Origin of the sequence: Dongia mobilis (assembly GCF_004363235.1) — a bacterium.
GTDB classification, from domain to species: domain Bacteria; phylum Pseudomonadota; class Alphaproteobacteria; order Dongiales; family Dongiaceae; genus Dongia; species Dongia mobilis.
On the sequence record NZ_SNYW01000007.1, the window covers coordinates 575228 to 599370 of the forward strand.

Annotated in this window: 22 protein-coding genes and 1 riboswitch; of the genes, 17 read left to right on the plus strand and 5 right to left on the minus strand. The window is 66.3% G+C overall.

Features of this window, described 5'->3' with window-relative positions:
- Positions 1-48 precede the first annotated feature (48 nt).
- From A8950_RS08370 to A8950_RS08390, 5 genes are all read left to right on the plus strand, one after another.
- Complete coding sequence (locus A8950_RS08370) at positions 49-789, plus strand: hypothetical protein (protein ID WP_133613166.1); 741 nt, start codon at positions 49-51, stop codon at positions 787-789.
- 3 nt (positions 790-792) lie between these two features.
- Complete coding sequence (locus A8950_RS08375) at positions 793-1002, plus strand: hypothetical protein (RefSeq protein ID WP_133613167.1); 210 nt, start codon at positions 793-795, stop codon at positions 1000-1002.
- A 236-nt stretch (positions 1003-1238) separates the two neighbouring features.
- On the plus strand, positions 1239-1847 hold the full coding sequence (locus A8950_RS08380; RefSeq protein ID WP_133613168.1) for a 2-hydroxychromene-2-carboxylate isomerase: 609 nt from the start codon (positions 1239-1241) through the stop codon (positions 1845-1847).
- The gene (locus A8950_RS08385) at positions 1844-2332 is read left to right on the plus strand and encodes a PAS domain-containing protein (RefSeq protein WP_133613169.1); all 489 of its coding nucleotides are present in this window, start codon (positions 1844-1846) and stop codon (positions 2330-2332) included. Before A8950_RS08380 ends, A8950_RS08385 begins: the two co-directional genes overlap by 4 nt.
- On the plus strand, positions 2329-2829 hold the full coding sequence (locus tag A8950_RS08390; RefSeq protein ID WP_133613170.1) for a PAS domain-containing protein: 501 nt from the start codon (positions 2329-2331) through the stop codon (positions 2827-2829). The genes A8950_RS08385 and A8950_RS08390 overlap by 4 nt, the downstream gene beginning before the upstream one ends.
- Positions 2830-2840: 11 nt before the next feature.
- Here A8950_RS08390 and hutH read toward each other — a convergent pair whose 3' ends face one another.
- Positions 2841-4367, minus strand: a complete 1527-nt coding sequence (hutH, locus tag A8950_RS08395) for a histidine ammonia-lyase (RefSeq protein ID WP_133613171.1) — start codon at positions 4365-4367, stop codon at positions 2841-2843.
- A 336-nt stretch (positions 4368-4703) separates the two neighbouring features.
- On the opposite strand from hutH, the gene A8950_RS08400 reads away from it, so the two are divergent.
- The gene (locus A8950_RS08400) at positions 4704-5408 is read left to right on the plus strand and encodes a corrinoid protein (protein ID WP_133613172.1); all 705 of its coding nucleotides are present in this window, start codon (positions 4704-4706) and stop codon (positions 5406-5408) included.
- Between the two features lie 74 nt (positions 5409-5482).
- Here A8950_RS08400 and A8950_RS08405 read toward each other — a convergent pair whose 3' ends face one another.
- Both A8950_RS08405 and A8950_RS08410 read right to left on the minus strand, forming a co-directional pair.
- Positions 5483-6403: a homoserine O-succinyltransferase gene (locus A8950_RS08405; protein WP_133613173.1), complete on the minus strand. Its 921-nt coding sequence runs from the start codon at positions 6401-6403 to the stop codon at positions 5483-5485.
- A 63-nt stretch (positions 6404-6466) separates the two neighbouring features.
- A riboswitch (SAM riboswitch) is annotated at positions 6467-6544 on the minus strand.
- Positions 6545-6581: 37 nt separating this feature from the next.
- The gene (locus A8950_RS08410; protein WP_133613174.1) at positions 6582-7781 is read right to left on the minus strand and encodes an MFS transporter; all 1200 of its coding nucleotides are present in this window, start codon (positions 7779-7781) and stop codon (positions 6582-6584) included.
- Between the two features lie 347 nt (positions 7782-8128).
- Here A8950_RS08410 and A8950_RS08415 point away from each other — a divergent pair, with 347 nt between their 5' ends.
- The 11 genes from A8950_RS08415 to A8950_RS08465 all read left to right on the plus strand — a co-directional run bounded on the left by A8950_RS08415 (position 8129) and on the right by A8950_RS08465 (position 20159).
- Entirely contained in the window at positions 8129-8824 is a 696-nt protein-coding gene (locus tag A8950_RS08415; protein WP_133613175.1) for a response regulator transcription factor, read from the plus strand.
- A 27-nt stretch (positions 8825-8851) separates the two neighbouring features.
- Positions 8852-10750: a stimulus-sensing domain-containing protein gene (locus A8950_RS08420; protein ID WP_133613176.1), complete on the plus strand. Its 1899-nt coding sequence runs from the start codon at positions 8852-8854 to the stop codon at positions 10748-10750.
- Positions 10751-10764: 14 nt separating this feature from the next.
- A complete protein-coding gene (locus A8950_RS08425; protein WP_133613177.1) occupies positions 10765-11232 on the plus strand; it encodes an HPr kinase/phosphorylase in 468 nt (155 codons plus the stop codon).
- A gap of 42 nt (positions 11233-11274) precedes the next feature.
- Positions 11275-12258: an RNase adapter RapZ gene (gene rapZ, locus A8950_RS08430; protein ID WP_133613178.1), complete on the plus strand. Its 984-nt coding sequence runs from the start codon at positions 11275-11277 to the stop codon at positions 12256-12258.
- A gap of 54 nt (positions 12259-12312) precedes the next feature.
- Complete coding sequence (locus tag A8950_RS08435; protein WP_133613262.1) at positions 12313-12720, plus strand: PTS sugar transporter subunit IIA; 408 nt, start codon at positions 12313-12315, stop codon at positions 12718-12720.
- 17 nt (positions 12721-12737) lie between these two features.
- On the plus strand, positions 12738-13019 hold the full coding sequence (locus A8950_RS08440; RefSeq protein ID WP_133613179.1) for an HPr family phosphocarrier protein: 282 nt from the start codon (positions 12738-12740) through the stop codon (positions 13017-13019).
- A 6-nt stretch (positions 13020-13025) separates the two neighbouring features.
- Positions 13026-14876, plus strand: coding sequence for a phosphoenolpyruvate--protein phosphotransferase (ptsP, locus tag A8950_RS08445; RefSeq protein ID WP_133613180.1), 1851 nt, complete (start codon positions 13026-13028; stop codon positions 14874-14876).
- Between the two features lie 20 nt (positions 14877-14896).
- A complete protein-coding gene (locus A8950_RS08450) occupies positions 14897-15571 on the plus strand; it encodes a TIGR02117 family protein (protein WP_243735580.1) in 675 nt (224 codons plus the stop codon).
- Between the two features lie 68 nt (positions 15572-15639).
- The gene (locus tag A8950_RS08455; protein ID WP_133613182.1) at positions 15640-16128 is read left to right on the plus strand and encodes a macro domain-containing protein; all 489 of its coding nucleotides are present in this window, start codon (positions 15640-15642) and stop codon (positions 16126-16128) included.
- A 148-nt stretch (positions 16129-16276) separates the two neighbouring features.
- Entirely contained in the window at positions 16277-17572 is a 1296-nt protein-coding gene (gene ahcY / locus A8950_RS08460; protein WP_133613183.1) for an adenosylhomocysteinase, read from the plus strand.
- Between the two features lie 163 nt (positions 17573-17735).
- Positions 17736-20159, plus strand: a complete 2424-nt coding sequence (locus A8950_RS08465; RefSeq protein ID WP_166645067.1) for a sensor histidine kinase — start codon at positions 17736-17738, stop codon at positions 20157-20159.
- 34 nt (positions 20160-20193) lie between these two features.
- Here A8950_RS08465 and A8950_RS08470 read toward each other — a convergent pair whose 3' ends face one another.
- Together A8950_RS08470 and A8950_RS08475 are read right to left on the minus strand one after the other, a co-directional pair.
- The gene (locus A8950_RS08470; protein ID WP_133613185.1) at positions 20194-20745 is read right to left on the minus strand and encodes a response regulator; all 552 of its coding nucleotides are present in this window, start codon (positions 20743-20745) and stop codon (positions 20194-20196) included.
- Positions 20746-20767: 22 nt separating this feature from the next.
- Positions 20768-24142: a PAS domain S-box protein gene (locus A8950_RS08475; protein WP_243735581.1), complete on the minus strand. Its 3375-nt coding sequence runs from the start codon at positions 24140-24142 to the stop codon at positions 20768-20770.
- Between the last annotated feature and the right edge of the window lies 1 nt (position 24143).

Consider the following 24143-nt stretch of genomic DNA (forward strand, 5'->3'; position numbering starts at 1 on the left):
CGCAGCCCCACAGAACGTTGGAAACAGGCAGTATCCTATGAAGTTGGCATGCTGCCCGACGAACTCGATGACTTTGGCGTCGCTTTGAAGCGCAAGTTTCCAGGCGGGATCATCTATGTCGCGCCGATGCACCCGCCACCAAAGTGGGAATCTGCGGCACAACCGATTCAGGACAATCTCGAATTTTCAGTGAAGGGAAAACGATTCGACTCGTTTATGGAAGCAGGACTTGCCACGAACCAGGCGCATGCCCTCTTTCGCTTCCCCTGGCCGGACGAATTTGAAACCGGGGATAAAGACAGCATGCTGAATGACCGCGAAGCAATAGGGCGTGGATCACATCAGGACTACCGAAGAATGGGACGCTGCTTTCAGATTTCCTGGAGTGGCAGGAATACCGAATTTTCTCCCCATCGGTTCAGGGAGCACCGCGACAGTGGCGAGACTCTCGACTGCGAGTTTCGTTTCATTACGTCGTCCATCAAGATCAGTATCCATTATGACGCCGAAGATGCCGAGGTTGTGTCATTCTTACACGACGTGGAAAACGTCCTCTTGCAGAATACCACCTGCGACTTCGCCAGCTATGATCCCTGTACACACGAGATCATTAACCCGAATCGGCAGGACGCAACGCAGCGCCGGAGTCTCGGTATGGTTCGCTATGCTTCCCTCAACGACCATACCTATTTCGGGTGGTGCCATCGAAATGGCAGACCGCCCGAAGTCATGGGCCCGCGTCCCGAGGTGCGGGCAGCGTTCCGGCGCGAGGCGGGGTTGGAGCCCTGAACGATGCAACGCGCGCTGGCCGAGCAAATGATGGATGCCCTGTTGCGGCTAGGGCCGGGTTTCAACGAGATCGATGCCCTCGCCCGGGAGATCGAAGATGCCGACGAGCGCGGCCGTTTCATCCGCAAGCTGGCCGAAGGGATGAGCGTCATGGGCTACGAACTCGTCATGCATATCGTGCGGCAATATCCGGATCTCGATCCGGACAAGTGAGTGGCCGGACAAGCGAGCAGCGGGACAAGTGAGCGGCCGGTGGGGCGAGAACGGGCTCACCAACAAGGACCTGCCGAAACAGGCCCGGCAAAACGCATCTGTGACCGCCGTCGTTACATCCCCGCTTGACCCCCGGCGCGATGGGGTGAAAATGCGACCCTGAGAATTTGGCCCGCCATCTACCCGCGGAGTCCCCGGGCCGAGGCCAAACCCGCAAGCGGAGACCGCATCCAGACATGGCGCGCATCGTCGATTTCTATTACGCCATCGGCAGCCGCTACTGCTATCTGGCGCAGAGCCAGGTGGCGCAGCTGGAGGCGCTGGGCAATGTCGTGGTGCGCTGGCGGCCGCTCCTCTCCGAGGTGCTGATGCGGGCACGCGGCCTGACGCCCTTCCAGGACAAGGCAGTCTCGGTTCAGTACCTGCCGGAATACCGTTCCGAGGATGCGGCGCGCTGGGCCGCCTTCTACGGCATTCCCTATCGCGAGCCGGAATGGCCGGCGATCGACTGGCGCCGGGTCAATCTGGCGGCGGTGGCGGCCGCACGGGTGGGCGACGTCGCCGCCTGTTCGCGCGCCCTTTTCGCCTTCGCCTTCGGCCTCGGTGCCAAGGCGATCGGCGATGGCGACATCGCGCGCCTCGCGCACGAGGCCGGGCTCGACGGCCGGCGCCTCGTCGCGCTGATCGACGATGCGGAGACGATGGCGCTGCATCAGCGCAATATTGCCGACGCGGTCGCGGCCGGCGCCTTCGGCGTTCCCACCTTCGTGGTGGATGACGAGGTGTTCTGGGGCAATGACCGGCTCATCCTGCTGCAGCATCATCTCCGCCAGGCCGCGGCATGACCGCCGAAGCAAACACCTATCCCCGCACGACGGATGTCGCCGAGATGCGCCGGCGCGCAACGCCCGCCACCCAGGCCTTCTACGATTACTGGGACGCCAAGCGCGCCGGCCGCCTGATGCCGGCCCGCGCCGATCTCGACCCGGTCGAGATGAAGGCCTGGCTGCCCGGCATCCAGCTGATCGACGTGCATGAGAACCCGCGCCGCCTCGTCTACCGTCTGGTCGGCGAAGTCGAGGTCGAGATGCGCGGCTTCAGCCACCAGGGCCGCGAGGTGGGGGATGCCTATTTCGCGGTCAGCCGCGAGGAGGCCCTGCGCAACTACGGCCTCGTGATCGACGGGCGCAGCATGGTTTATGACTGGGCGCGCTACAAGACGGCGAGCGGGTTCCACGTATCGCAGGAAACCATCTTCCTGCCCCTGTCGGATGACGGCGAGACCGTCAACAAGGTGATCACCTTCACCGTCGTCGCCCAACAGTCATGATCCGCGTCGCCAGCATCGCCGAGCTGGGATCGGAACCGCTCTCCCGGCTTGAATCCTACTGGCTGGAGAAACGCGGATCGCGGCCGCTGCCGGCCAGGGCCGATCTCGATCCGGCCGACATCAAGGACCTGCTGCCGCAGATCATCCTGACTCGCATCGAGCACGATCCGCTGCGGGTGAAGTACACGGTGGTCGGCACGGCGAGCGCCAAGGCGGCGGGTTTCGACTATACCGGCCGCTATCTCGACGAACTCGCCTTCGATTCCGAGGTCGATACCGACTGGCCGGCGATCTACCGCGAACTGGTGCGCGAGAAAAAGCCTATCGCCGGCGTCTGCCAGTTCAAGCTGAGGGCGGTGGCCAGGCCATACCGGGTCGCCGTCTTCCCGCTCTCCAGCGATGGCGTGCTGGTCGACCACGCCATCTCCTACGAGCACCTCAACCTCAACCTGCTGGAACTCGACCAGATCCTGCCGGTAAAGCCGCGCCGGGATTGAGGCCGCACCCGCTAACCGACGATCCTGAGGGGCGTCACGCCGCGAAAGAGTTCGCTGCCGATCACCTCCTTGGCGGCGGCAATGTCGGGCGCCATCTCGCGGTCGCTCGACCAGAAGGCGACGCGCGACCGCAGCGCCGCCATTACGTCGCGCAAGGGGGCGCTGGTCTCGACCGGCTTCCTGAGGTCGATGCCCTGCGCCGCGCAGAGGAGCTCGATGGCGACGATGCCGGCGGTGTTGTCGGCCATGTCGAGGGTGCGCCTGGCGCCATGGGTCGCCATGCTGACATGGTCCTCCTGATTGGCCGAGGTGGGCAGCGAATCGACGCTGGCCGGGTGCGCCAGGCACTTGTTTTCGGAGGCGAGTGCCGCCGCCGTCACATGGGCGATCATGAAGCCGGAATTGAGGCCCGGTTCCGGCACCAGGAAGGCCGGCAGGTTGCTCATCCGGGCATCGGTCAGCATGGCGATGCGGCGCTCGGAAAGGGCGCCGATCTCGGCCACCGCCATGGCGATGCAATCGGCGGCGAAGGCCACCGGCTCGGCGTGGAAATTGCCGCCCGAGAGCACGTCGCCCTCCGCCGCGAAGACCAGCGGGTTGTCCGAGACCGCATTGACCTCGCGGCCGATCACATTGGCCGCATGGCGCAGCAGGTCGAGGACGGCACCCATCACCTGCGGCTGGCAGCGCAGCGAATAGGGGTCCTGCACCCGGTCGCAATCGACATGGCTGGCGCGCAAGGGGCTGCCCGCCATCATCTCCTTCAGGGCTGCCGCCACCTCGATCTGGCCGGCTTGTCCGCGCACCGCATGGATGCGCGGGTCGAAGGGCGTATCGGAACCCAGTGTGGCATCGGTGGTGAGGGCGCCGGCGGCCAGTGCCGCCAGGAAGACGTCTTCCGCCGCGAACAGGCCGGCAGCGGCCAGCGCCGTCGAGACCTGCGTGCCGTTGAGAAGGGCGAGGCCCTCCTTGGCGGCGAGGGCGAGCGGTTGCAGGCCGGCGCGCTGCAAGCCTTCCGCGGCCGTGATCACCTCGCCGCGATGGCGCACGGCGCCGACCCCCAGCAGGGCCTGCGCCAGATGCGCGAGCGGCGCCAGGTCGCCCGAGGCGCCGACCGAGCCCTTGGCCGGGATCAGCGGATAGATTTCGGCATTGAGCAGCGTCACCAGGGCTTCGATCACCACGCGCCTGATGCCGGAATAGCCCCGCGCGAGGCCGTTGATCTTGAGGATCATGATGAGGCGCACGAGGGCGTCGTCGAGCGGCTGGCCCGTCCCGGCGGCATGGGAGAGCACTAGGCGGCGCTGCAACTCGGTCACCTGGTCGTCGGGGATGCGGGTATGGGCGAGGGAGCCGAAGCCGGTATTGATGCCATAGGCGGTTTTCCCCTGGTCGAGGATCGCCTGCACCGTCGCCGCCGAGGCGTCGATCGCCACGAAGGCCGCCGGATCGATCGTGAGCGCAGTACCCGAGCGCCAGACCTGCCGCAGGGTGGCAAGGTCGAGTTGGCCTGGTTGAAGGGTGAAGGTATCGCTCATGGCTTGGCTCCGGCTGGCAGTCTGCTTTACTTGTATATACAAGTCGGCCGGGCGGCTCGCAACCGTCTGCGTGACGGCTACATGAATTCTTCTCCTGCGCTGATGATCCCGGCTGATCGACCGGCGGGGCAGGGCGCGCATGCGTCATTCCGCTGTCGTTCCCCGGATAATCGGTGTCGCGGCGGCGCGGCCCGGAAAACCGGAAAGTCGTTACGCCTGTTGCGAAATTCAGCATGAAGGGGCAGTTTACCGCCCGTTCTTAACCGGGACTTAGGAAGCGCGGTGAGAGATTACCGCTTTCCGCAGCCACAACCTGCCACAGGCGAAGGTGTCACCATGGCCAACGACGGCGATCTTGATCTCAACGCGCTGAACGACGACGAACTCGTCCAGCAGATGCATGACGACCTCTATGACGGTCTCAAGGAAGAGATCGAGGAGGGCGTCAACATCCTGCTGAAGCGCGGCTGGACGCCCTATGACGTCCTCACCAAGGCGCTGGTCGAGGGCATGCGCATCGTCGGCATCGACTTCCGCGACGGCATCCTGTTCGTCCCCGAGGTGCTGCTAGCCGCCAACGCTATGAAGGCCGGCATGTTCATTCTGCGCCCGCTGCTGGCCGAAACCGGCGCGCCCAAGGTCGGTAAGATGGTGATCGGCACGGTCAAGGGCGACATCCACGACATCGGCAAGAACCTGGTCTCGATGATGATGGAAGGCGCCGGCTTCGAGGTGATCGACCTCGGCATCAACAACCCGGTCGAGAAGTACCTGGAAGCAATCGAGGAGCACCAGCCGGACATCCTCGGCATGTCGGCGCTGCTCACCACCACCATGCCCTATATGAAGGTCGTGATCGACGCGATGATCGAAAAGGGCATCCGCAATGATTACGTCGTGCTGGTCGGCGGTGCGCCGTTGAACGAGGCCTTCGCCCAGTCGGTCGGTGCCGATGCCTATTGCCGCGATGCGGCCGTCGCCGTCGAAACCGCGAAGCAGTTCATGTCGAAGCGCCAGGGTTCGGCCCTCGCCAAGAAATAGGCTGCCACCCACGCAGCTGCGCAAGAATCCGCCGGTGGCGACACCGGCGGATTTTTTCGTTCCGGCAACCGCCGCTACTGGCGGCCGATCTTCTCGATGTCGAACGGTGTCGTCTGGTAGATCTCGTTGATCCAGTTCGAGATGAACAGATGCCCGTGCGGGCGCCAGCGGTTGAGCGGCTCCCGCGTCGGATCGTCATCCGGAAAATAGTTGTGCGGCAGCTTGATCGGCACATTGGCAGCGACGTCGCGCGCATATTCGTCGCCCAGCGAGGTCGCATCGTATTCCATGTGGTCGAGCACGAAGAGCCGCCGCGTGCCGCGGCTCTGCGCGATGCACAGGCCCATCTCGTCGGAATAGGCCAGCACCTCGACATCGGGCTTGGCGGCCAGATCGGTCATCCGGATCTCGGCCCAGCGCGAGATCGGGATCATGAAATCGTCGGAGAAGCCGATGAGATAGGGCGATGACGGCTTCATGATCTTTTGGGCGTAGACGCCGAAGGCCTTTTCCGGCAGCTGATGCTTCGGCACGCCGTGGAAGTGATACAGCGCCGCCATGGCGCCCCAGCAGACATTGATCGTCGAATGGCTGTGGGTCGTGGTCCAGTCGAAGATCTGCTGCATCTCCGACCAATAGGTCACGTCCTCATAGGGGATCGTCTCGACCGGTGTGCCGGTGATGATGAAGCCGTCGAACTTGCGGTGCTTCGCATCCTCCCAGGTCTGGTAGAAAGTGCGCAGATGGTCCTCCGCCGTGTTCTTGGCGACATGGTTGCCGATGCGGATCAGCGAGAGCTCGATCTGCAGCGGCGTGGCGCCCAGCAGGCGCGCGATCTGCAGTTCGGTCTTGATCTTGTTGGGCATCAGGTTGAGGAGGCCGATCTGCAGCGGTCGGATGTCCTGGCGTATCGCTACGGCCTCGGTCATCACGCGCACGCCCTCGTTCTGGAGGGCCTGGAAGGCGGGAAGCTTGTCTGGAATCTTGATCGGCATCTGCGTTCACCCAAAGATCGGATAATCACCCGCCTCGGGTCCGCGGCCTTGAGGTTCTTGACTGGCAAGTCCCAGGCGGCCCTTTAGCGAGTTTTTTTACGTGGCTGCAAGCCGGCCGGCCAAATCACCACGGGATGCCCCATATCTAGCCGAACCGGATGCGCGGCGCCAATAGCATTTATCGACCCGGTGTCGGCCCCGCGCCGCGCCAGGCGGCCAGCCAGAACCCGGCTGCCATCACGGCCGTGCCGGCGATGCCATAGATGAGCGGCTGCTGGTAGGAACCGGTGAGCGACCAGAGCTGCGCCGCCAGGAAGGGGGCCGCCCCCTTGGCCAGCGTCGCCGGCAGGCTGATGGCCCCGTTAAGGGCGCCATAGCCGTCGCGGGTCAGCAATTCCGGCACGGCAAGCCCGCGCACGATGGTGAGAATGCCGTTGGCGGCGCCCAGCAGGATGGCGAAGGCGGCCAGCCAGCGGAAATCGGCCGGCATCCAGGCGGCGATGGCGAAGGCCGCCGGAAACAGCGCGATCACGATGCTGCCGATCAGTCGCACCGGGCGGTTGCGCCCGAACAGCCAGACCAGGACCCGCCCGGCCACCTGGGCGGGACCGAAGATGGCGATGCCGGCGACGGCCGTCGCCGGGTCGAAGCCGCGTTCGATCAGCAGCGGATAAAGATGATAGGTGAGGGCGATATAGGTGGCGGCATAGCAGACATTGGTGACGACGAGACCCCAGAAGGCGCGCCGCCCCAGCGCCCAGCGCAGTACCGGCCAGCCGGTGCGGGCGCGATGCGCACTTGCCTCCGCCACCGCCGGCGCGGCGGGTCCGCGCACGGCCAGGGCATTGCAGCCGCCGCCGATGACGATCTGGATTGCTGCCAGGACCAGTACCGCCTCGCGCCAGTCGAGTCGGTCGAGCAGGAACTGGTCGAAGGGGATGAAGACCGTGCTGGCAAAGCCGCCCCAGAGGGTGAGCGTCGTGATGGCCGCCCGCGCCTGGCCGCCCAGGCGATGCACCAGCACGGCGAAGGCAGGCTCGTAGAGCGACATGGCAAGCGCGAGACCTACGCCGACGAAGACCAGATAGAGGCCGGCCAGGCTGTCGACCAGGGCAAGGGCGGCGAACATGCCGCCACCCAGGACCGAGCCGCCGAGCAGTACCAGCCGGCCATGGCCGCGATCGATCGCCGCGCCGAGGGGATAGGCGGCAAGACCGCTCACCAGCAGGGCGAGGGTGGCGGCGACATAGACTTGGTCCTTTGCCGCCGTCAGGTCATGGCCGATGGGGCCTGCCAGCAGGGGGAAGGTGTAGAACAGAATGCCCCAGGACACGATCTGGGCCACACCAAGGGCGGCGATCATCAGGTGATAGGGCATGGTTGCGGCGGCAAGGGCTGAGGAGGGGGCTGGAGCCGCGGCCGGACGGCAGGACCCGACCCGCGGTGACCGGATTTTGCTTCTGCGGCGTTTCCTTTGTCGATCAATAAGTTGTCCGGGTACATCCGGCGGCGGCGATGATACGGCCCAAGGTCCTGAAACCAGTGGCCTTTTTTGCCAAAGGCCTAGCAATTGTGCGTTTTGCGCCCCATTTCTGTCATCATTGGCGCCGATCCTGGCTTAGCCAGCAGCAGGTTGCCCGGCCACAGGCTGACGGGTGCGCGCGACCGCAGGCTGGCCATCAAGGGGTAATTTCTGTATCTGTTCCCGCGCCAAGGAGAATCCACGTGCCGCAGACGATTGCGCTGGTTGACGACGACCGCAACATCCTGACCTCGGTCACCATGACCCTGGAGGCAGAGGGTTTTGCCGTGCGCACCTACAGCGACGGTGCCGAGGCGCTGCGCGGCCTCACCAGCCAGCCGGTCGATCTTGCCGTGCTCGACATCAAGATGCCGCGCATGGACGGCATGGAGCTGCTCGAGAAGCTGCGCAAATCCTCGGCCCTGCCGGTCATCTTCCTCACCTCGAAGGATGACGAGGTGGACGAGCTGATGGGCCTGCGCATGGGTGCCGACGACTATATCAAGAAGCCCTTCTCGCAGCGCCTGCTGATCGAGCGCATCCGCAGCATCCTGCGCCGCGAGGAAAGCCGGGGCGCCGCCGCCGGCGCCAGCGACCAGGCGCTGCTGCGCGGCCCCCTGATGATGGACCCCACCCGCCATCTCTGCACCTGGGAGGGCAAGCCGGTCGAGCTGACCGTCACCGAATTCCTGCTCCTGAAGGCGCTGGCGCAGCGGCCCGGCCATGTGAAGAGCCGCGACCAGCTGATGGACGCCGCCTATGGCGAGAACATCTATGTCGACGACCGCACCATCGACAGCCACATCAAGCGGCTGCGCAAGAAGTTCAAGGCGGTGGTCGACGATTTCAATCAGATCGAGACCCTCTATGGCGTCGGCTATCGCTACAAGGAAAGCTGAACCTGGCCCGCATGCATGGCGGGCTGGATGAGCGAGGCCGCCCGCGACGCGGAGACCGATCGCTGGCGCCTGCCGCTGTCATCCGACCGGCATGCGCGCAAAAGCGAGAAGCATTCCGGTAAGCCGGATTCCGGCAAGCAGGATTCCGGCAAGCAGGATTCCGGCAGGCAGGAGGCCGGCGCTGGCCAATGGTCGCGGCCGGCGGTGCGTGCCGCCGAGGGCGAATCGCTTGCAGCGCCGCTTGATGCCCGGCCGGCACCCGCCAAGTCGCGCCGAGCTGCCGCCGCAACCGCTGAAAAGCCCAAGCGCCTGCCGGCCTCGCGCCGCTCGCTGTGGCAATCGCCGCTGACCCGGCGCATTCTCGCCCTCAACGTCATGGCATTGCTGGTGCCGGTGCTGGGCCTGCTCTATCTGCCGACCTATCGCGACAGCCTGGTGCAATCGGAGCTGGAACTGCTGAAGACCGAGGGCAAGCTGTTCTCCGGCGCGCTGGCGGCAAGCGGCGTGGTTACCGGGCCGCTGGGCGACGAGAAGCTGCTGCCCGAGACCTCGCGCCAGACCATCCGCCGCCTGGTCGACGTTTCCAAGACGCGGGCGCGCCTGTTCACCCCGGATGGTACCCTGATCGCCGATTCCTTCATGCTCTCCGGTCCCGGCGGTATCGTCACCATCACCCCGCTGCCGCCGCTGGAGCCCGACCAGAGCCTGGTCTGGAGCTGGATCTCCGGTGCCTATGACTGGGTGTTCAATCGCCTGCCATCGAGCCGCGTGCTGGAACCCTACCAGGAAGCCGCGGTGCAGAACGCCTTCGACTATAACGAGGTGGTCAAGGCGCTGGGCGGCGAGGCGGCGAGCTACGTGCGCGATGCCGGCAAGGGCAAGATGATCCTCTCCTCCGCCGTGCCGGTGCAGCGCTATCGCCAGGTGCTGGGCGCACTTCTCCTCACCAAGAGCGGCGATGACGTCGAGGCGACGCTGCGCGATACGCGCCTCACCATTCTCGGCATTTCAGGCGTCGCCCTCGGCATTACCGTGCTGCTCTCGCTCTATCTGGCCAGCACCATCGCCCTGCCGATCCATCGCCTGGCCGATGCTGCCGACCGCGTGCGCCGCGCCAAGGGAAGGCAGCAGAACATTCCCGACCTCTCGCGCCGCAGCGACGAGATCGGCGATCTCTCCGGTGCGCTGCGCGACATGACCGAGGCGGTCTGGCGCCGCATGGACGCGATCGAAGGCTTTGCCGCCGATGTGGCGCACGAGATCAAGAACCCGCTTACCTCGCTCAGGAGTGCCGTCGAGACGGTGGCCCGCGTCGAGGACCCGTTGCAGCAGAAAAAGCTGATGAGCATCATCCTCGACGACGTGCAGCGCCTTGACCGGCTGATCAGCGACATTTCCGATGCGTCGCGCGTCGATGCGGAGATCTCGCGCGCCGAAGCGGGCCCGGTACCGATGCGCGACCTCATCCTGGCCCTGGTCGACATCCACGCCGCTACCGGCGATCATGGCGAGGCGGAACTGCGCCCGCGCCTTGTCGCCCATCTGCCGGAGGGCGACAAGCTCGCGGTGCTCGGCACCGAAGGGCGCCTCGGCCAGGTGCTGCGCAATCTGGTGGCGAACGCCATCTCGTTCAGCCCGCCGGGCGGCACCATTACGCTTGCCGCCCGCCGCCGCGCCGACCGAATCGTCATCACGGTCGAGGACGAGGGACCGGGCATTCCGCCCGACAAGCTGAAGGCGATCTTCGAGCGGTTCTATTCGGAACGACCGCGCGGCGAGAAATTCGGCACCCATTCCGGCCTCGGCCTGTCCATCTCCAAGCAGATCGTCGAGGCCTATGGCGGCAAGCTGAGCGCCGAGAACCGCACCGACGCCGAGGGTCACGTCCGGGGTGCGCGCTTCGTCATCGATCTGCTGCGGGCATAGTTGGCAGGGCGCGCATGGACGGGCAATTGCCGAGACTGAGGATCGACGGTGTGGCGGTGGCGATCGGCGAGCATGCCCTGCTGCTGCGCGGCCCGGTCGGCAGCGGCCGGTCGGATCTGGCGCTGCGCCTGGTCGACGAGGGGGCGCTGCTGATCAGCGACGAGCAGGTCGAATTGCGGCGCGCCGGCGACGCGTTGCTGGTCGGCGTGCCGTCGGCCATGCCGCCGCATCTGGTCGGCCGACTGGAGGCGCGCGGCCTCGGCATCGTGCCGCTGCCGCATGAGGCGCGGGCACTGCCGCTGCGCTGGGTCGCCGATCTGATGCCGCAGGGCGAGATCGAGCGCATGCCGGCGGCGGAACAGGCCGCGTATCTGGGCGTCGCCATACCGGTGGTCAGGATCGATCCGGCGGCGGTTTCGGCCACGGCGCGGCTGCGGCTTGTCATGCGCTGCGCGCCGGACCAGATTCTTGGCCGGATGTGAAACGGCGGATGGCATGAACCGGCGGATCGGGACGGCAAGGGCATGAATGACTTCACGAGCGGCGCGGAAAAGCAGGTGGCCGACAGCAACCCGGCCAGCCGGCACATCCTGCTGGTGACGGGCCTCGCCGGCGCCGGCCGCTCGACGGCACTCAAATGCCTCGAGGATCTGGGCTTCGAGGCGGTCGACAACCTGCCGCTCGACCTGCTGCCCTCGCTGCTGGCCGGCCTCGGCCAGGACGCGCTGGGCCAGGCCGCCCTGCCCGAGATGGCGAAGCCGCTGGCGCTCGGCATCGATTCCCGCACCAGCGGATTCTCGCGCGACCGCTTCATCGACCTGGTCGAGGCGATGCGCGGCGACCGCGGCTTCACCGTCAGCCTGCTGTTCCTCGATTGCGAGGACGAGGTGCTGCAGCGGCGTTATACCGAGACCAGGCGGCGCCATCCGCTGGCACCGGACCGCCCGGTGGCAGACGGCATCCAGCGCGAGCGCAGCCTGATGGCGCCGGTGCGCGACCGGGCCGATCTGGTACTGGATACGACCGATACCGCGATCGGCGATCTGAAGGCGCTGCTGGCCGGGCATTTCGGCCGCCACGCCGCTTCCGCCCGCGAATCCGTCCTCGCCCTCACCGTGCTGTCCTTTTCCTATCGCAAGGGATTGCCGCGCGAGGCCGACCTCGTTTTCGATGTCCGTTTCCTCGAAAATCCGTATTACAATCAGGACCTTAGGCCACTGACAGGGGAGGACCAGGCAGTCGGGGCGGCGATCGCCCGCGACCCGGCTTTCCCTGGTTTCTTTGCGGCGCTGACTTCCCTATTGTGGCCGCTCCTGCCGGGCTACGAGGCGGAGGGGAAGAGCTACCTCACCATCGCCATCGGCTGCACGGGAGGCCGTCACCGCTCCGTCTATGTCGCCGGCCGGCTTGCCGCCTGGCTGCGCGAGAGGGGGCGTGCGGTAACGCTGCGGCATCGTGATCTGGCGCAGAGCCTGACCCAAGGCCTGACCCAGGGCGCCCGCAAGTGAGGCGGTCGCGCAAGAAGAAACGTATCCAGGGGGTAACGGGTGGGTGATACTTCGTTGATCGGCATCGTTCTCGTGACACATGGCAGACTGGCCGCCGAATTTCTCGCTGCATTGGAACATGTCGTGGGCCGGCAGGTTGCCGCCACGGCAATCTGCATCGGTCCGGAGGACGACATGGAGATGCGGCGCCGCGAAATTCTCGATGCCGTCGCCGCTTGCGACCAGGGCAAGGGTGTCGTCCTTCTGACCGACATGTTCGGCGGCACGCCGTCCAATCTCGCCATCTCGACCCTGGACAAGGCGAATGTCGAGGTGGTTGCGGGCGTCAACCTGCCGATGCTGATCAAGCTGGCCAGCGTCCGTGGCACGCTGCCCCTGGCCGGCGCGGTGGTGGCGGCCCAGGAGGCCGGCCGCAAATACATCAATGTCGCCTCGCAATTGCTGAAGGCGAGCGAGTCCTAAGGGGGCGCGGGCACGACATGTCGGGGGAGAACAGGATCACGGCGCGCGCGCGGATCTGCAACCAGAAGGGTCTGCATGCGCGTGCGGCGGCGAAGTTCGTCAAGACGTCAGGTGGTTTCGACGCGGACATCCGCGTTGCCAAGGGCGAGATGGATGTCAGCGGCGGCTCGATCATGGGCCTGATGATGCTGGCCGCCGGCATCGGCTCGGAACTGGAGATCCAGGCTTCCGGCCCGGAAGCCGATCGTGCCGTCGCCGCGCTGGTCGATCTCATCGCGCGGAAATTCGATGAAGAGTGACGCATTATGAGCACTGAAGGCCCGGTGCAGAAGCGGCGCCGGCCCAGGTCGGGCGCTAAACCCGCCGGCACCGACAATCCCGCGGCGACGAAGAAGGCCGGCGCCAGGACGGAGAAGCTGCTGGAAGGTCTGGCTGTCTCCAGCGGCATCGTCATCGGCGAGGCACATCTGGTCGAGATCGGCGTCGTCAACGTACCCGATTACGAGATCGGCGAGGACGCCGTCGAGGCCGAGCTTGCGCGCTTCGCCTCCGCCCTTGCCAAATCCGAGCGCCAGCTGAAGAAGCTGAAGAAGAAGAGCGCGGAACTCCACGGTGCCGCGGCCGAGGAGCTGGAATTCCTGCTCGACGCGCATATGCAGATGCTCTCCGGCTCGCGCGTCGTGCGCGGGGTCGAACGGCGCATCCGCAGCGACCGGCGCAATGCCGAGGCGGCGGTGCTGGCCGAGATCGGCGCCGTTGCCCACGAATTCGAGAATCTGAACGACCCCTATCTCTCGGCTCGCGCCAAGGATGTGCGCGAGGTGGGCGACCGGCTGCTGCGCAACCTGACCGAGACGCCGTTCGAGGCGTTCAAGCACCTGCCCGACGGCGCCATCGTCATCGCCGAGGAACTGACCCCGGCCGATACGGCGCTGCTCGACCCCAGGCGCATCCGCGGATTCGTCACCGAACTCGGCGGCGCCGAAAGCCATACCGCGATCATGGCCCGCTCGCTGGCGCTGCCCGCCGTCCTCGGCGTGGCCGGCCTCACCAAGACGGTGAAGACGGGCGATACCCTGATCGTCGACGGCTCCGCCGGGCGGCTCTATGTCAACCCGACGGCGGCGCGCCTGGCAGAATTGCAGCGCCGCCAGGTCGAACTGGAAAAATCCGACCGCATCCTGGCGCGGCTCCGCAAGGTGCCGGCGATCACCCGCGACGGCCAGCGCGTCGGTATGCTGGCCAATCTGGAACTGCCGCGCGAACTGGACATGGCGCTGAAATCCGGCGCCGAGGGCGTCGGCCTGCTGCGCTCCGAATACCTCTTCATGAACCGGGTCGACCTGCCCAGCGAGGACGAGCAGGCCGAGGCCTATCGCGCCATCGTCGAGGGCATGGCGGGGCGTCCCGTCACCATCCGCACGCTCGATGTCGGCGGCGACAAACTGGCGCCGTCCTTGCGCGAGCGGCTCGGCGATGCCGCCAATCCGGCCCTCGGCCTGCGCGCGATTCGCCTCGGGCTGCAGGAGCGCGCGCTGCTGGAGACCCAGCTTGCCGCTATCCTGCGCGCCGCCGCCCATGGCGAGGTGCGCATTCTGCTGCCGATGATTTCGTCGCTCTCCGAGGTGCGCCAGGTGCGCGAGATCGTCACCCAGGTGGCGAAAAAGCTGAAGCGCCGCGGTGTGAAGCTGGCCGACGAGTTGCCGCCGATCGGCATCATGATCGAGGTGCCGGGTGCCGCCCTCGCCGCCGACGCCCTGGCCCAGGTCGCCGATTTCTTCGCCATCGGCTCCAACGACCTCACCCAGTACACGCTGGCCATCGATCGCGGCGAGGAGCAGGTAGCGCATCTCTACAACCCGCTGCACCCGGCCGTGCTGCGCCTCATCCAGTTCGCGACCGAGGCCGCCTTGCGTGCGCGCATCCCGGTCAGCGTCTGCGGCGAGATCGCCGGCGACCCTCGCTTCGTGCCGTTGCTCCTTGGCCTCGGCATCCAGGACCTCTCCATGGCGCCGGTCAATTTGCCGCGCGTCAAGCAGCGCATCCGCTCGATCGACTATCTCGCCGCGACGCGCTGCGCCCGGCTCATCATGGAGCAGTGGGATAGCGGCCGCATCGCCATGATGCTGGACGATTTCAACGCGCTCGCCGTCTGAGGGTGGGCAGTGTGAGCGGGATGCGCGTCCTGCGGCGTGGCCTGGCAATGCTGCTGGCGACGCTGCTCGGCCTCTGCCTCGCCTATCTCTTCGCCGCTTTTGTGTTGACCATGATTCCGCGCCGGGCACTGCCGCACGGGATCGACGACTTTCGCTATTTCGCCTGCGACAACGGCGTGCATGTCGACATCCTGCTGCCGGTGGTGGGTGGCGGTCGCGACTGGCGGTCGTTCTTTCCGCCGGCCGATTTCGCCGGCGATGTCGCCGGTGCCAGCCATATCGGCTTCGGCTGGGGCGCGCGGGACTTCTTTGCCACCACGCCGCATTGGCGCGACATGCGCCCGTGGCCAATCCTCAAGGCGCTGTTCTGGCTGGACGAGAGCGTCCTCCATGTCAGCTATCACGGCAATCCCGCCGGCGCGGCCGGGTGCCGGGCCCTGGTCGCCGACGCCGCCGGGCGGGAACGGCTCTTCGCCTTCATCGATGCGACACTGGGCGGCGCGGCGCGGCGCGTCGACCTCCCCGGTTATGGCCCCAACGACGCCTTCTATGCGGCGGTCGGTCGCTATTCCCTGTTCCGCACCTGCAACATCTGGTCGGCCGACGCCCTGCACCAGGCCGGTGCGCCGACGGGGCTCTGGTCGCCTTTTTCCTTCCAGGTCATGGACCGTTTGTCGCAGGACGCGCCCGGTTGATCTGCGTCAAGGCCGTGCGCCGCTGCCGCTCTAGGCTGACCCCATCACGGACGCAACGGGAGCAGGACATGATCAAGTATGTGAGCGGCGACATCCTGATGAGCCAGGCCGATGCCATCGCCCATGGGGTGGCGCCGGGGGATCACTTCAATTCCGGCCTGGCGCTGGCCCTGCGCGAAAACTGGCCGGCCATGGTCAAGGATTTCCGCCACCATTGCCAGCAATCGCACCCCGAGGCCGGCGAGATCTTCGCCTGGAAGGGAGCGGACAACCGCCTGGTCGTCAGCCTGCTGACCCAGGAAGCGGCCTATGGCCAGGGCGGCAAGCCGGGCAAGGCGACACCGGAATATGTCGGCGCGGCACTGAAGGCGCTCGCCAAATTCGTCCGCGCAGAGGGGGTGAAGAGCCTGGCCCTGCCGCGTCTCGCCACCGGCGTCGGCGCCCTCGACTGGGACGAGGTCAAGCCGCTGGTCGAGAAGCATCTGGGCGCGCTTGATATCCCGGTCTATGTCTATGCCGTCTACCACAAGGGGACGGCGGCCCTGGAGGCTGCCTGAACGCGCCTAACCGCTTGCGATTAGGCCAGAATTCCGAGGCCGGCCTGGGTTCCTCAGGCCGGCCTTGCCACGTCTGCGCCACCCTGCTATACGGCGGCACATAAAAATTTCCTTATCTCATCTGTTCCACGCGCATTGGAGAACGAGAATGGCTGCCGCCCAGGATTTCAAAGTCAAGGATATGAGCCTCGCCGAATGGGGCCGCAAGGAGATCGCCATCGCCGAGACCGAAATGCCGGGCCTCATGGCGCTGCGCGAGGAATTCGGCAAGCAGCAGCCCCTCAAGGGTGCGCGCATCGCCGGCTGCCTGCACATGACCATCCAGACCGCGGTCCTCATCGAGACGCTGGTGGCACTGGGCGCCGAAGTGCGCTGGTCCTCCTGCAACATCTTCTCGACACAGGACCACGCGGCGGCCGCCATCGCCGCCAAGAACATCCCGGTCTTTGCCTGGAAGGGCATGAACGAGGAAGAATTCTGGTGGTGCATCGAGCAGACCGTGCGCGGCCCCAATGGCTGGGTGCCCAACATGGTGCTGGATGACGGCGGCGACCTCACCATCCTGCTGCACGACAAGCATCCGGACCTGCTCAAGGACATCAAGGGCATCTCGGAAGAGACCACGACCGGCGTTCACCGCCTCTACCAGATGCAGAAGGACGGCTCGCTGAAGGTGCCGGCGATCAACGTCAACGACAGCGTCACCAAGTCGAAATTCGACAACAAGTATGGCTGCCGCGAAAGCCTGGTCGACGCCATCCGTCGCGCCACCGACGTGATGATGGCCGGCAAGGTCGCGGTAGTCGCCGGTTTCGGCGATGTCGGCAAGGGCTCGGCGGAAAGCCTGCGCCATGCCGGCTGCCGCGTGCTGGTGACCGAGGCGGATCCCATCTGCGCGCTGCAGGCGGCGATGGAAGGCTACGAGGTCACCACGATGGAAGACGCCGCCACCCGCGGCGACATCTTCGTCACCGCCACGGGCTGCGTCGACGTCATCACCGTCGACCATATGCGCGAGATGAAGGACCGCGCCATCGTCTGCAACATCGGCCATTTCGACAGCGAGATCCAGATCGCCGGCCTGCGCAATTTCAAATGGCACAATGTGAAGCCGCAGGTGGACGAGGTCGAGTTCCCGACCGGTCGCCGCATCCTGGTGCTGGCCGAAGGCCGCCTCGTCAATCTGGGCTGCGCCACCGGCCATCCCAGCTTCGTCATGTCGGCCAGCTTCACCAACCAGGTGCTGGCCCAGATCGAACTGTGGAACAACCACAAGGCCTACAAGAACGAGGTCTATGTTCTGCCCAAGCATCTCGACGAGAAGGTGGCGGCGCTGCATCTGGCCAAGGTCGGCGCCAGGCTGACCAAGCTCTCCGACAAGCAGGCGGCCTATCTCGGCATCACGCCGCAGGGTCCGTTCAAGCCGGAACATTACCGCTACTGATCCTGCGATCAAATCGGCTGGGGGCGCCGCGGCGGAAGGGCTGCGGCGCCCCTTTCCTTTGCCGCTCGCTTGTCAGGCGGTAAGGCGAAACGTAGATTGTTTCCTCATGGGGGAACGCGAACACCCGATGGCAGGGGAACCGGTGAGGACAGAACCGGGCCGGATGGCGCCTCGGCGGCGGCCGGCGAGGCCGGGGCTGCGCACCGCGCTGGGCGCGATCGGCGCGCTGGCGCCGTCGCCCGCGCTGGCGCAACAGGCGGCGGCCATGCCGGGGCATGCCGGGTGGTGGGCCGCGGCGGCGGCCGCTGCAATCGCCGCCGGCGCCTTCTGGCTGGTCTGGCGCTGCGCCGGCCGCCAGCGACACCTCGCCGCCGAACTGGCGGAAGAACGGCGCCGCCGCGAATCGGTCGAGCAGCGTCTGGACCGGGCGCTGCAGCATTGGGCGACGGCGCCCACCGGCCACATTCACTGGCAACCCGGCGCCGCAGCCATCGCCGACGACAAGACCCGCCTCGCGCTCGGCCTGCCGGAAGAGAGCATGGCCGTGGCGGCGCTCGCCGACGGGATCCATGGCGATGATCGGGAAATGTTCGCGGCCAATCTCGCGGCGCTCGACCGCGAGGGAACGCATTTCGTGCTGATGCCCAAGCCGGCCGCCGGCTATCCGCGGCTGCGCTGGGTCGGTCGCGTCGCCACCGACCAGTCGCGCCACATCTGGCTGACCGAGATCGACGACATCCTGGCGCCGGTGGAGGCGGCCAGCGCCCATGCCCGCAAGGTCGCCGCCTCGCTCGCACAGCTCCTCGACCAGCTGCCCTATCCGGTCTGGCGCCGGCAGGCGGATCTCGCCATTGCCTGGTGCAATCCCGCCTTCGCCCAGATCTTCGACATGGCCCCGGAGCGCATCATCGGCGAGCGGCGCGAGATAAACGCCGCCGCCAAGGCTTTGGCCAAGCGCGCCCAGCGCGTCGGCCTGCCGCAATCGGAAAGCCAGCAGCTGATCGTCAAGGGCCAGCGCAGGCTCTACGATCTCACCGAGGTGCCGCTGCCGGACGGCACGGTGATCGGCTTCGCCCTCGACCAGACCCAGCTCGAGGAAAGCCATGCCGAGCTCAGCCGCCACATCGCCGCCCATGACGACGTGCTGCAGGCGCTCTCTACCGGCATCGTCATCTTCGGGCCCGACCGGCGGGTGAAGTTCTTCAACGGCGCCTTTCGCGAGCTGTTCAATCTCGACGCGCCGTTCCTGCGTCAGGAGCCGACGGTCGACCAGTTCCTCGACAAGCTGCGCGAGCGGCGGCAGATTCCGGAACAGGCCGATTTCCGATCCTTCAAGCACGAATGGACCCGGCATGTGATGTCGGTGATCGAGCCGTTCGAGGAACTGATGCACATGCCGAGCGGTGCCACCTATCGCATGATGGCGGCGCCGCATCCCTTCGGCGGCGTCATCCTGACCTTCGAGGACGTGACCGACAACCTGACGCTGGAGCGCAACTACAACACGCTGATCGAGGTGCAGAAGGAGACCATCGACCACCTCTATGAAGGCATCGCGGTCTTCGGCAGCGACGGCCGGCTGAAGCTGCACAACCCGGCCTTCGAGCAGCTGTGGAACCTGTCGCCCGAGATCCTGGCGTCCGAGCCGCATGTGGCGCAGATCGCCGATGCGGTGAAACCCTATTTCGAAAGCCGGGCGAACTGGCAGGAACTGCGCCAGCGCATCATCACCGAAGTTGCCGACCGCGCCCTCAAGAACGTGCGGCTGGAACGGATCGACGGCAAGATCATCGACATCGCCGCCATTCCCCTGGCCGATGGCGGGCGCCTCTTCAAGTACACCGACGTCACCGACAGCATCAACATGGAGCGCGCACTGACCGAGCGCAACGAGGCGCTGATGGCGGCCGACCGGCTGAAGTCGGAATTCATCGCCAATGTCTCCTACGAGTTCCGCACGCCCTTGAATGCCATCATCGGCTATGCCGAGCTGCTGGCCCGGCAGTATTTCGGCGAGATGAACGAGCGCCAGCTGGAATACGCCTCGGCGATCCTCGATTCGGCGCAGAACCTCATCCTGATGATCGGCGACGTCATCGACGTGGCGGCGATCGAGGCCGGCTATATCCAGCTGGAACCGGCGCTGGTCGACATCCGGCAGATGACGGAATCGATCTCGCGCCTGTTCCAGCAGCGCGCGCGCAGCCGCAACATCGACCTGGTGATGGAGGTGCCGGCCGATATCGGGGTCATTCGCGCCGACCCGCAACGCCTCAAGCAGGCGCTCGGCAACCTGCTTTCCGCCGCCATCGGCGCCGCACCCGCCGGCCGCTCGGTCGTGGTTGCGGCGGAGCGTGCGGCCGACCAGCTGGCGGTCAGCGTCGCGGTGCGCGGCGCGCCGGACGATTTCGGCCTCGACATCGGTCCGGAATCGGATTCCGCGCAGGCCCGATCCTCCACGCGCGGTCTCGGCATCGCGCTGGCCCGCACTCTGGTCGAGATGCATGGCGGCCATATGGACACCGAAAGCACGCCGCAGGGTCGGCGCATCGTCTGTGCCCTGCCGATTTCGGCCGACGCGCCCTGAGGCTTGCGAACGCCGATTCCGGCGGCCGGTGCCGTCAGGGCAGTTTGCGCCCGAGCAGCGCCGATTCCAGCGCCGTCACCAGGATCGGCCGCGTGACATTCGACTTGGTCAGATAGCCGCTGATGTCGTAGCGCCGGCGTACGGCGCTTTCCGGCGCCCGGCCCGGCTGTCCGGTATGCAGCAGGACCGGCAGGTCGCGGGTTGCCGGTTGGGTGCGAATCTCGTCGAGCAGGCCGAGCCCGGCATCTTCCGTCTCCATCACGACATCGAGCAGCACCAGATCGACCCTGGGGCTTTCGGCCGCCAGCATTTCATGCGCGGCAGATGCCGAGTGGCAATGCTCGATCCTGAGCGCCCGGCCGTGAATGACGGCGTTGCCGAGCGCCAGGTCCATCGCGTGGTGGACTTCCTCGTCATCGTCGACCAGCAGGATGTTCCAGGGGCGCTGGTTGGCCGCACTGCATTCCTCGGCCGATTCCTCGGCGAACAGCGGGTCGTCGCCGTGCGACAGGGCACTGAGGCAAAGCACCATCCATTGCGCCGGCGTATCCATCGCCTGCTGCGTTCTGTCCGGTGAGGTGGTCATGGCTTCCTCTGCTCCGGTTGATTCATGAGTCGACCTGTCTCGCCTGCGGGGCGACCAGCGGGATCGTGACGGTGAAGGTCGTGCCGGCGCCTTCCTCGCTGGCGACCGCAATATCGCCGCCCAGGATATCCGTCGTAATGTTGTGGACGATATGCAGGCCGAGGCCGCTGCCACCCTGGCCCAGCTTCGATGTGTAGAAGGGGTCGAATATGCGGCCGCGCACGGCGGCCGGAATGCCGATACCGTCATCGGCGACGGCAAGCGAAACCGAGGCGGGCGCCCGTGGGACGGCGCTCAGGCGGATGACACCTGCGCGACCGCCGGCAAAGGCGTGGACCAGGCAGTTGTTGATGAGATTGGTGAGCACCTGCCCGAGCGGACCCGGATAGGAATCGAGCACGATGTCGCCGGGTATGGCAGCCTCGAGGTGGACCTTGCTGCGCTTCAGGCTGGGATGCATCGTGGTGGCGATCTCGTCGACGATCTCGGTCAGGTGGAAGCTGCGGCGCTGGGCGCTGGTCTGGTCGACCGCCACCTGCTTGAAACTCTGGATCAGGCCGGCGACGCGCTCGATGTTGCGGTTGGCGATCTCGGTACCGAGCCTGATCTGCCTGACAAAGGCCTCAAGTGCCGTCCGCGTCAGCTTGCCGTCCATCAGGCCCTCGAAATCGGCGATGCTGCCGCTCATTGTAGAGGTGGCGAGGCTGGCATTGCCGACCGGCGTGCTGATCTCGTGGGCGACGCCGGCGACGAGGCTGCCCAGCGAGGCGAGGCGCTCGGCCCGCATCAGGCCTTCCATCGCCGATTTCAGTTCCGCCGTGCGCTCGGCGACCAGGCGCTCGAGATCCTCCTTGAGGCGACGCTGCGCGTCCTCACTGGCGCGCCGCAGGGTGATGTCCTCGATTGTCGACCAGACATATTGTTCGCCGTCCGCATCGGTCACCATGGAGCCGTTCAGGCTGACCGAGATCCGGCTGCCGTCCTTGCGGATGTATTCCTTCTCATAGGGGCCATAGCGGCCGGTCTGGGCCAGGATATCGGCATGTACCTGGTCCGACCGCGCATATTCCGGCGCCGAGATCGCCTGGTAGGAGAGGGTGGGCAAGGCGGCGCGGTCATAACCGATGATGCGCAGGAAGGCGTCGTTCGCCTCGACGAAGCTTCCGTCGATGCGCGACAGGGTGACGCCGAGCGGGCTGTGCTCGAACAGCGAGCGCAGCTTTTCCTCGCTGGCACGAAGCTTTTCGTGCGATTCCCTCTGCTCGGTTACGTCATGCTGCAGGCCGAGGATGCCGGTGATCTTCCCTTCGCTGTCGCGCAAGGGCATCTTCATGACATGCATCCAGTGCTGGCTGCCGTCCGGCATGACGAATAGGCTGGTTCGCTCCGGGCTCGGCAAACCGCTGGCGATAATCTGTCGGTCGGATTCCAGCACGCTCTCGGCTTCTGCCAATTGGGCCGGACTGCGGCTGGTCAGCAGATCGTACTCGATCAGGCCGACGATCTCGGCTGGGTCGTTCAGACCGTTGTCGAGGGCAAAGCGCCGATTGCAGCCGAGATAGCGCGAATCGGGCCCCTTCCAGAAGACATGGGAGGGCAATGCGTCAAGCACCGTGCGCAGCATGCGCTGTGATTCCTCGACCGCCTGCGAGGCGAGGCGCAGATCGGTCACGTCGTGCACCACCGAGAGAAGGGCGGGCGCCCCGTCATAGGTAAAGGAGCGGGCCCACATCATGCAGTGGCGCACGCCGCCACTGCGCCGGTTGACCCGGATCGGCAGGGAGGAAACCTCGCCGCTCTGGCGAATGGCCGCGATCATCGCCTCGCGCTCGCGCACGTCAGCCCAGATGCCGAGCTCGACGGTGCTGTGGCCGATCGCCTCCTCGCGCTCGATCCCGGTGATCTCGCGGAAGCGCGGGTTGGCCTCGAGGATGCGGCCGTCCTTCAGCGAGGTAATGAGGATGACGTCGGGCGATTGCAGCAGCACCCGCGCGGCGATCTCCTCCGACTGGCGCAGGCGCTTTGCCAGCTGGGTCTGCTCGGAGACGTCGGCGGCGATGCCGAGGAAGCCCTCGATCTCGCCCGCTCCGTCGCGGATGGCCGTGACGGACAGGCGCACGGTCAGCTTGCGCCCGTCCTTGCGCACATAGATCCAGTTGCTTTCGTTCTGCTGGCCGCTGACGGCGTCCAGCGTGAAGATCTCGAACGGGTAGAGGATCTCGCGGCCCAGCCTTTCCTTGGCGCTCGCGATCCGCGCCTGTACCTGCGCCAGGTCGTGGAAGGCAAGCGGCGTCTGGATGCCGACCATCTCGGCGCTGCCGTAGCCCAGCATTTCCTCGGCGGCGCGGTTGAAAAAGGTGATGGTGCCCTTGGCGTCGGTGGCGATCACCGCATAGGCGGTATTGTTGAGGATCGCCGCCTGCAGCGACGCGGTCGCCCTGGCGGCTTTCTCCGCCAGGCGCTGCTCGGTGATGTTCAGCAGCACGCCGTCGAGCCGGCGGCTGCCGTCGGCGCCGAGCGTGGCGCGCCCGCGATCCTGCACCCAGACCTCGCCCCCATCGGCGCGGCGCAGGCGATAGTCGAGGCTGTATTCCGCACCGTCCCCGGCCAGGTTCAGGGTTGCCTTGACCGCCTCCCGGTCGTCGGGATGAATGAAATCGTCCCAGGGCGGGGCGGCCGGGCCGAGCAGGGTACCCGGCGGGTGACCGGTCAGGATCTCGATTCCGGAGGAGAGAAAGCTGATCTTGCCGGTCGCGCCGGGCTGGCGCTGGTAGACAGCACCCGGCAGGTTGTCGGTCAGCAGGCGCAGCCTCGCCTCGGACAGCCGCAGGGCGCCTTCCGATTTGCGGCGCTGCTGGTTGACATAGGTCAACGCCAGATAGCTGCAGATGCCGCGCGCCAGGGCCATCTCCGGCTCCAGCCAGGGTGATTTGTCCCCGCAGCGTTCCATGCTGAACAAGCCGACATCCTCGCCGGAGGCGCGAATGACGTGGTCCAGCATCGAGGTGATGCCATTCGGGCCGAGATAGGAATCGCGGATGTCGGCCAGCCGCGGATCGTCGAGCGCGTTCGCGGAGGCGAGCAGCGACGCCTCGCGCAAGGCCGCGAACTCCCCCGCCATCTGCGCGGCGGGAATGCCGACGGGCGGGCAATGGCGCATGGTTCGCGTTTCCAGGCGCACGATACTGCGCAGGGAGGCGCTCTCGGCATCGAACATCCAGATGCTGACGAAATCCATGCGCGCCAGTTGTGCCGCGCGATGGACCACGAACTCGGCGATGGTGTCGATGTCGCCTTCCTGGACGGCGGGATGCCGCGACAATTCGCCGAAGAACGAGACGGTCTCTGCCGAGACCTGCGGCGCCGTGGGGGCCTCGCTCTGATCCGCCGCGCGCATC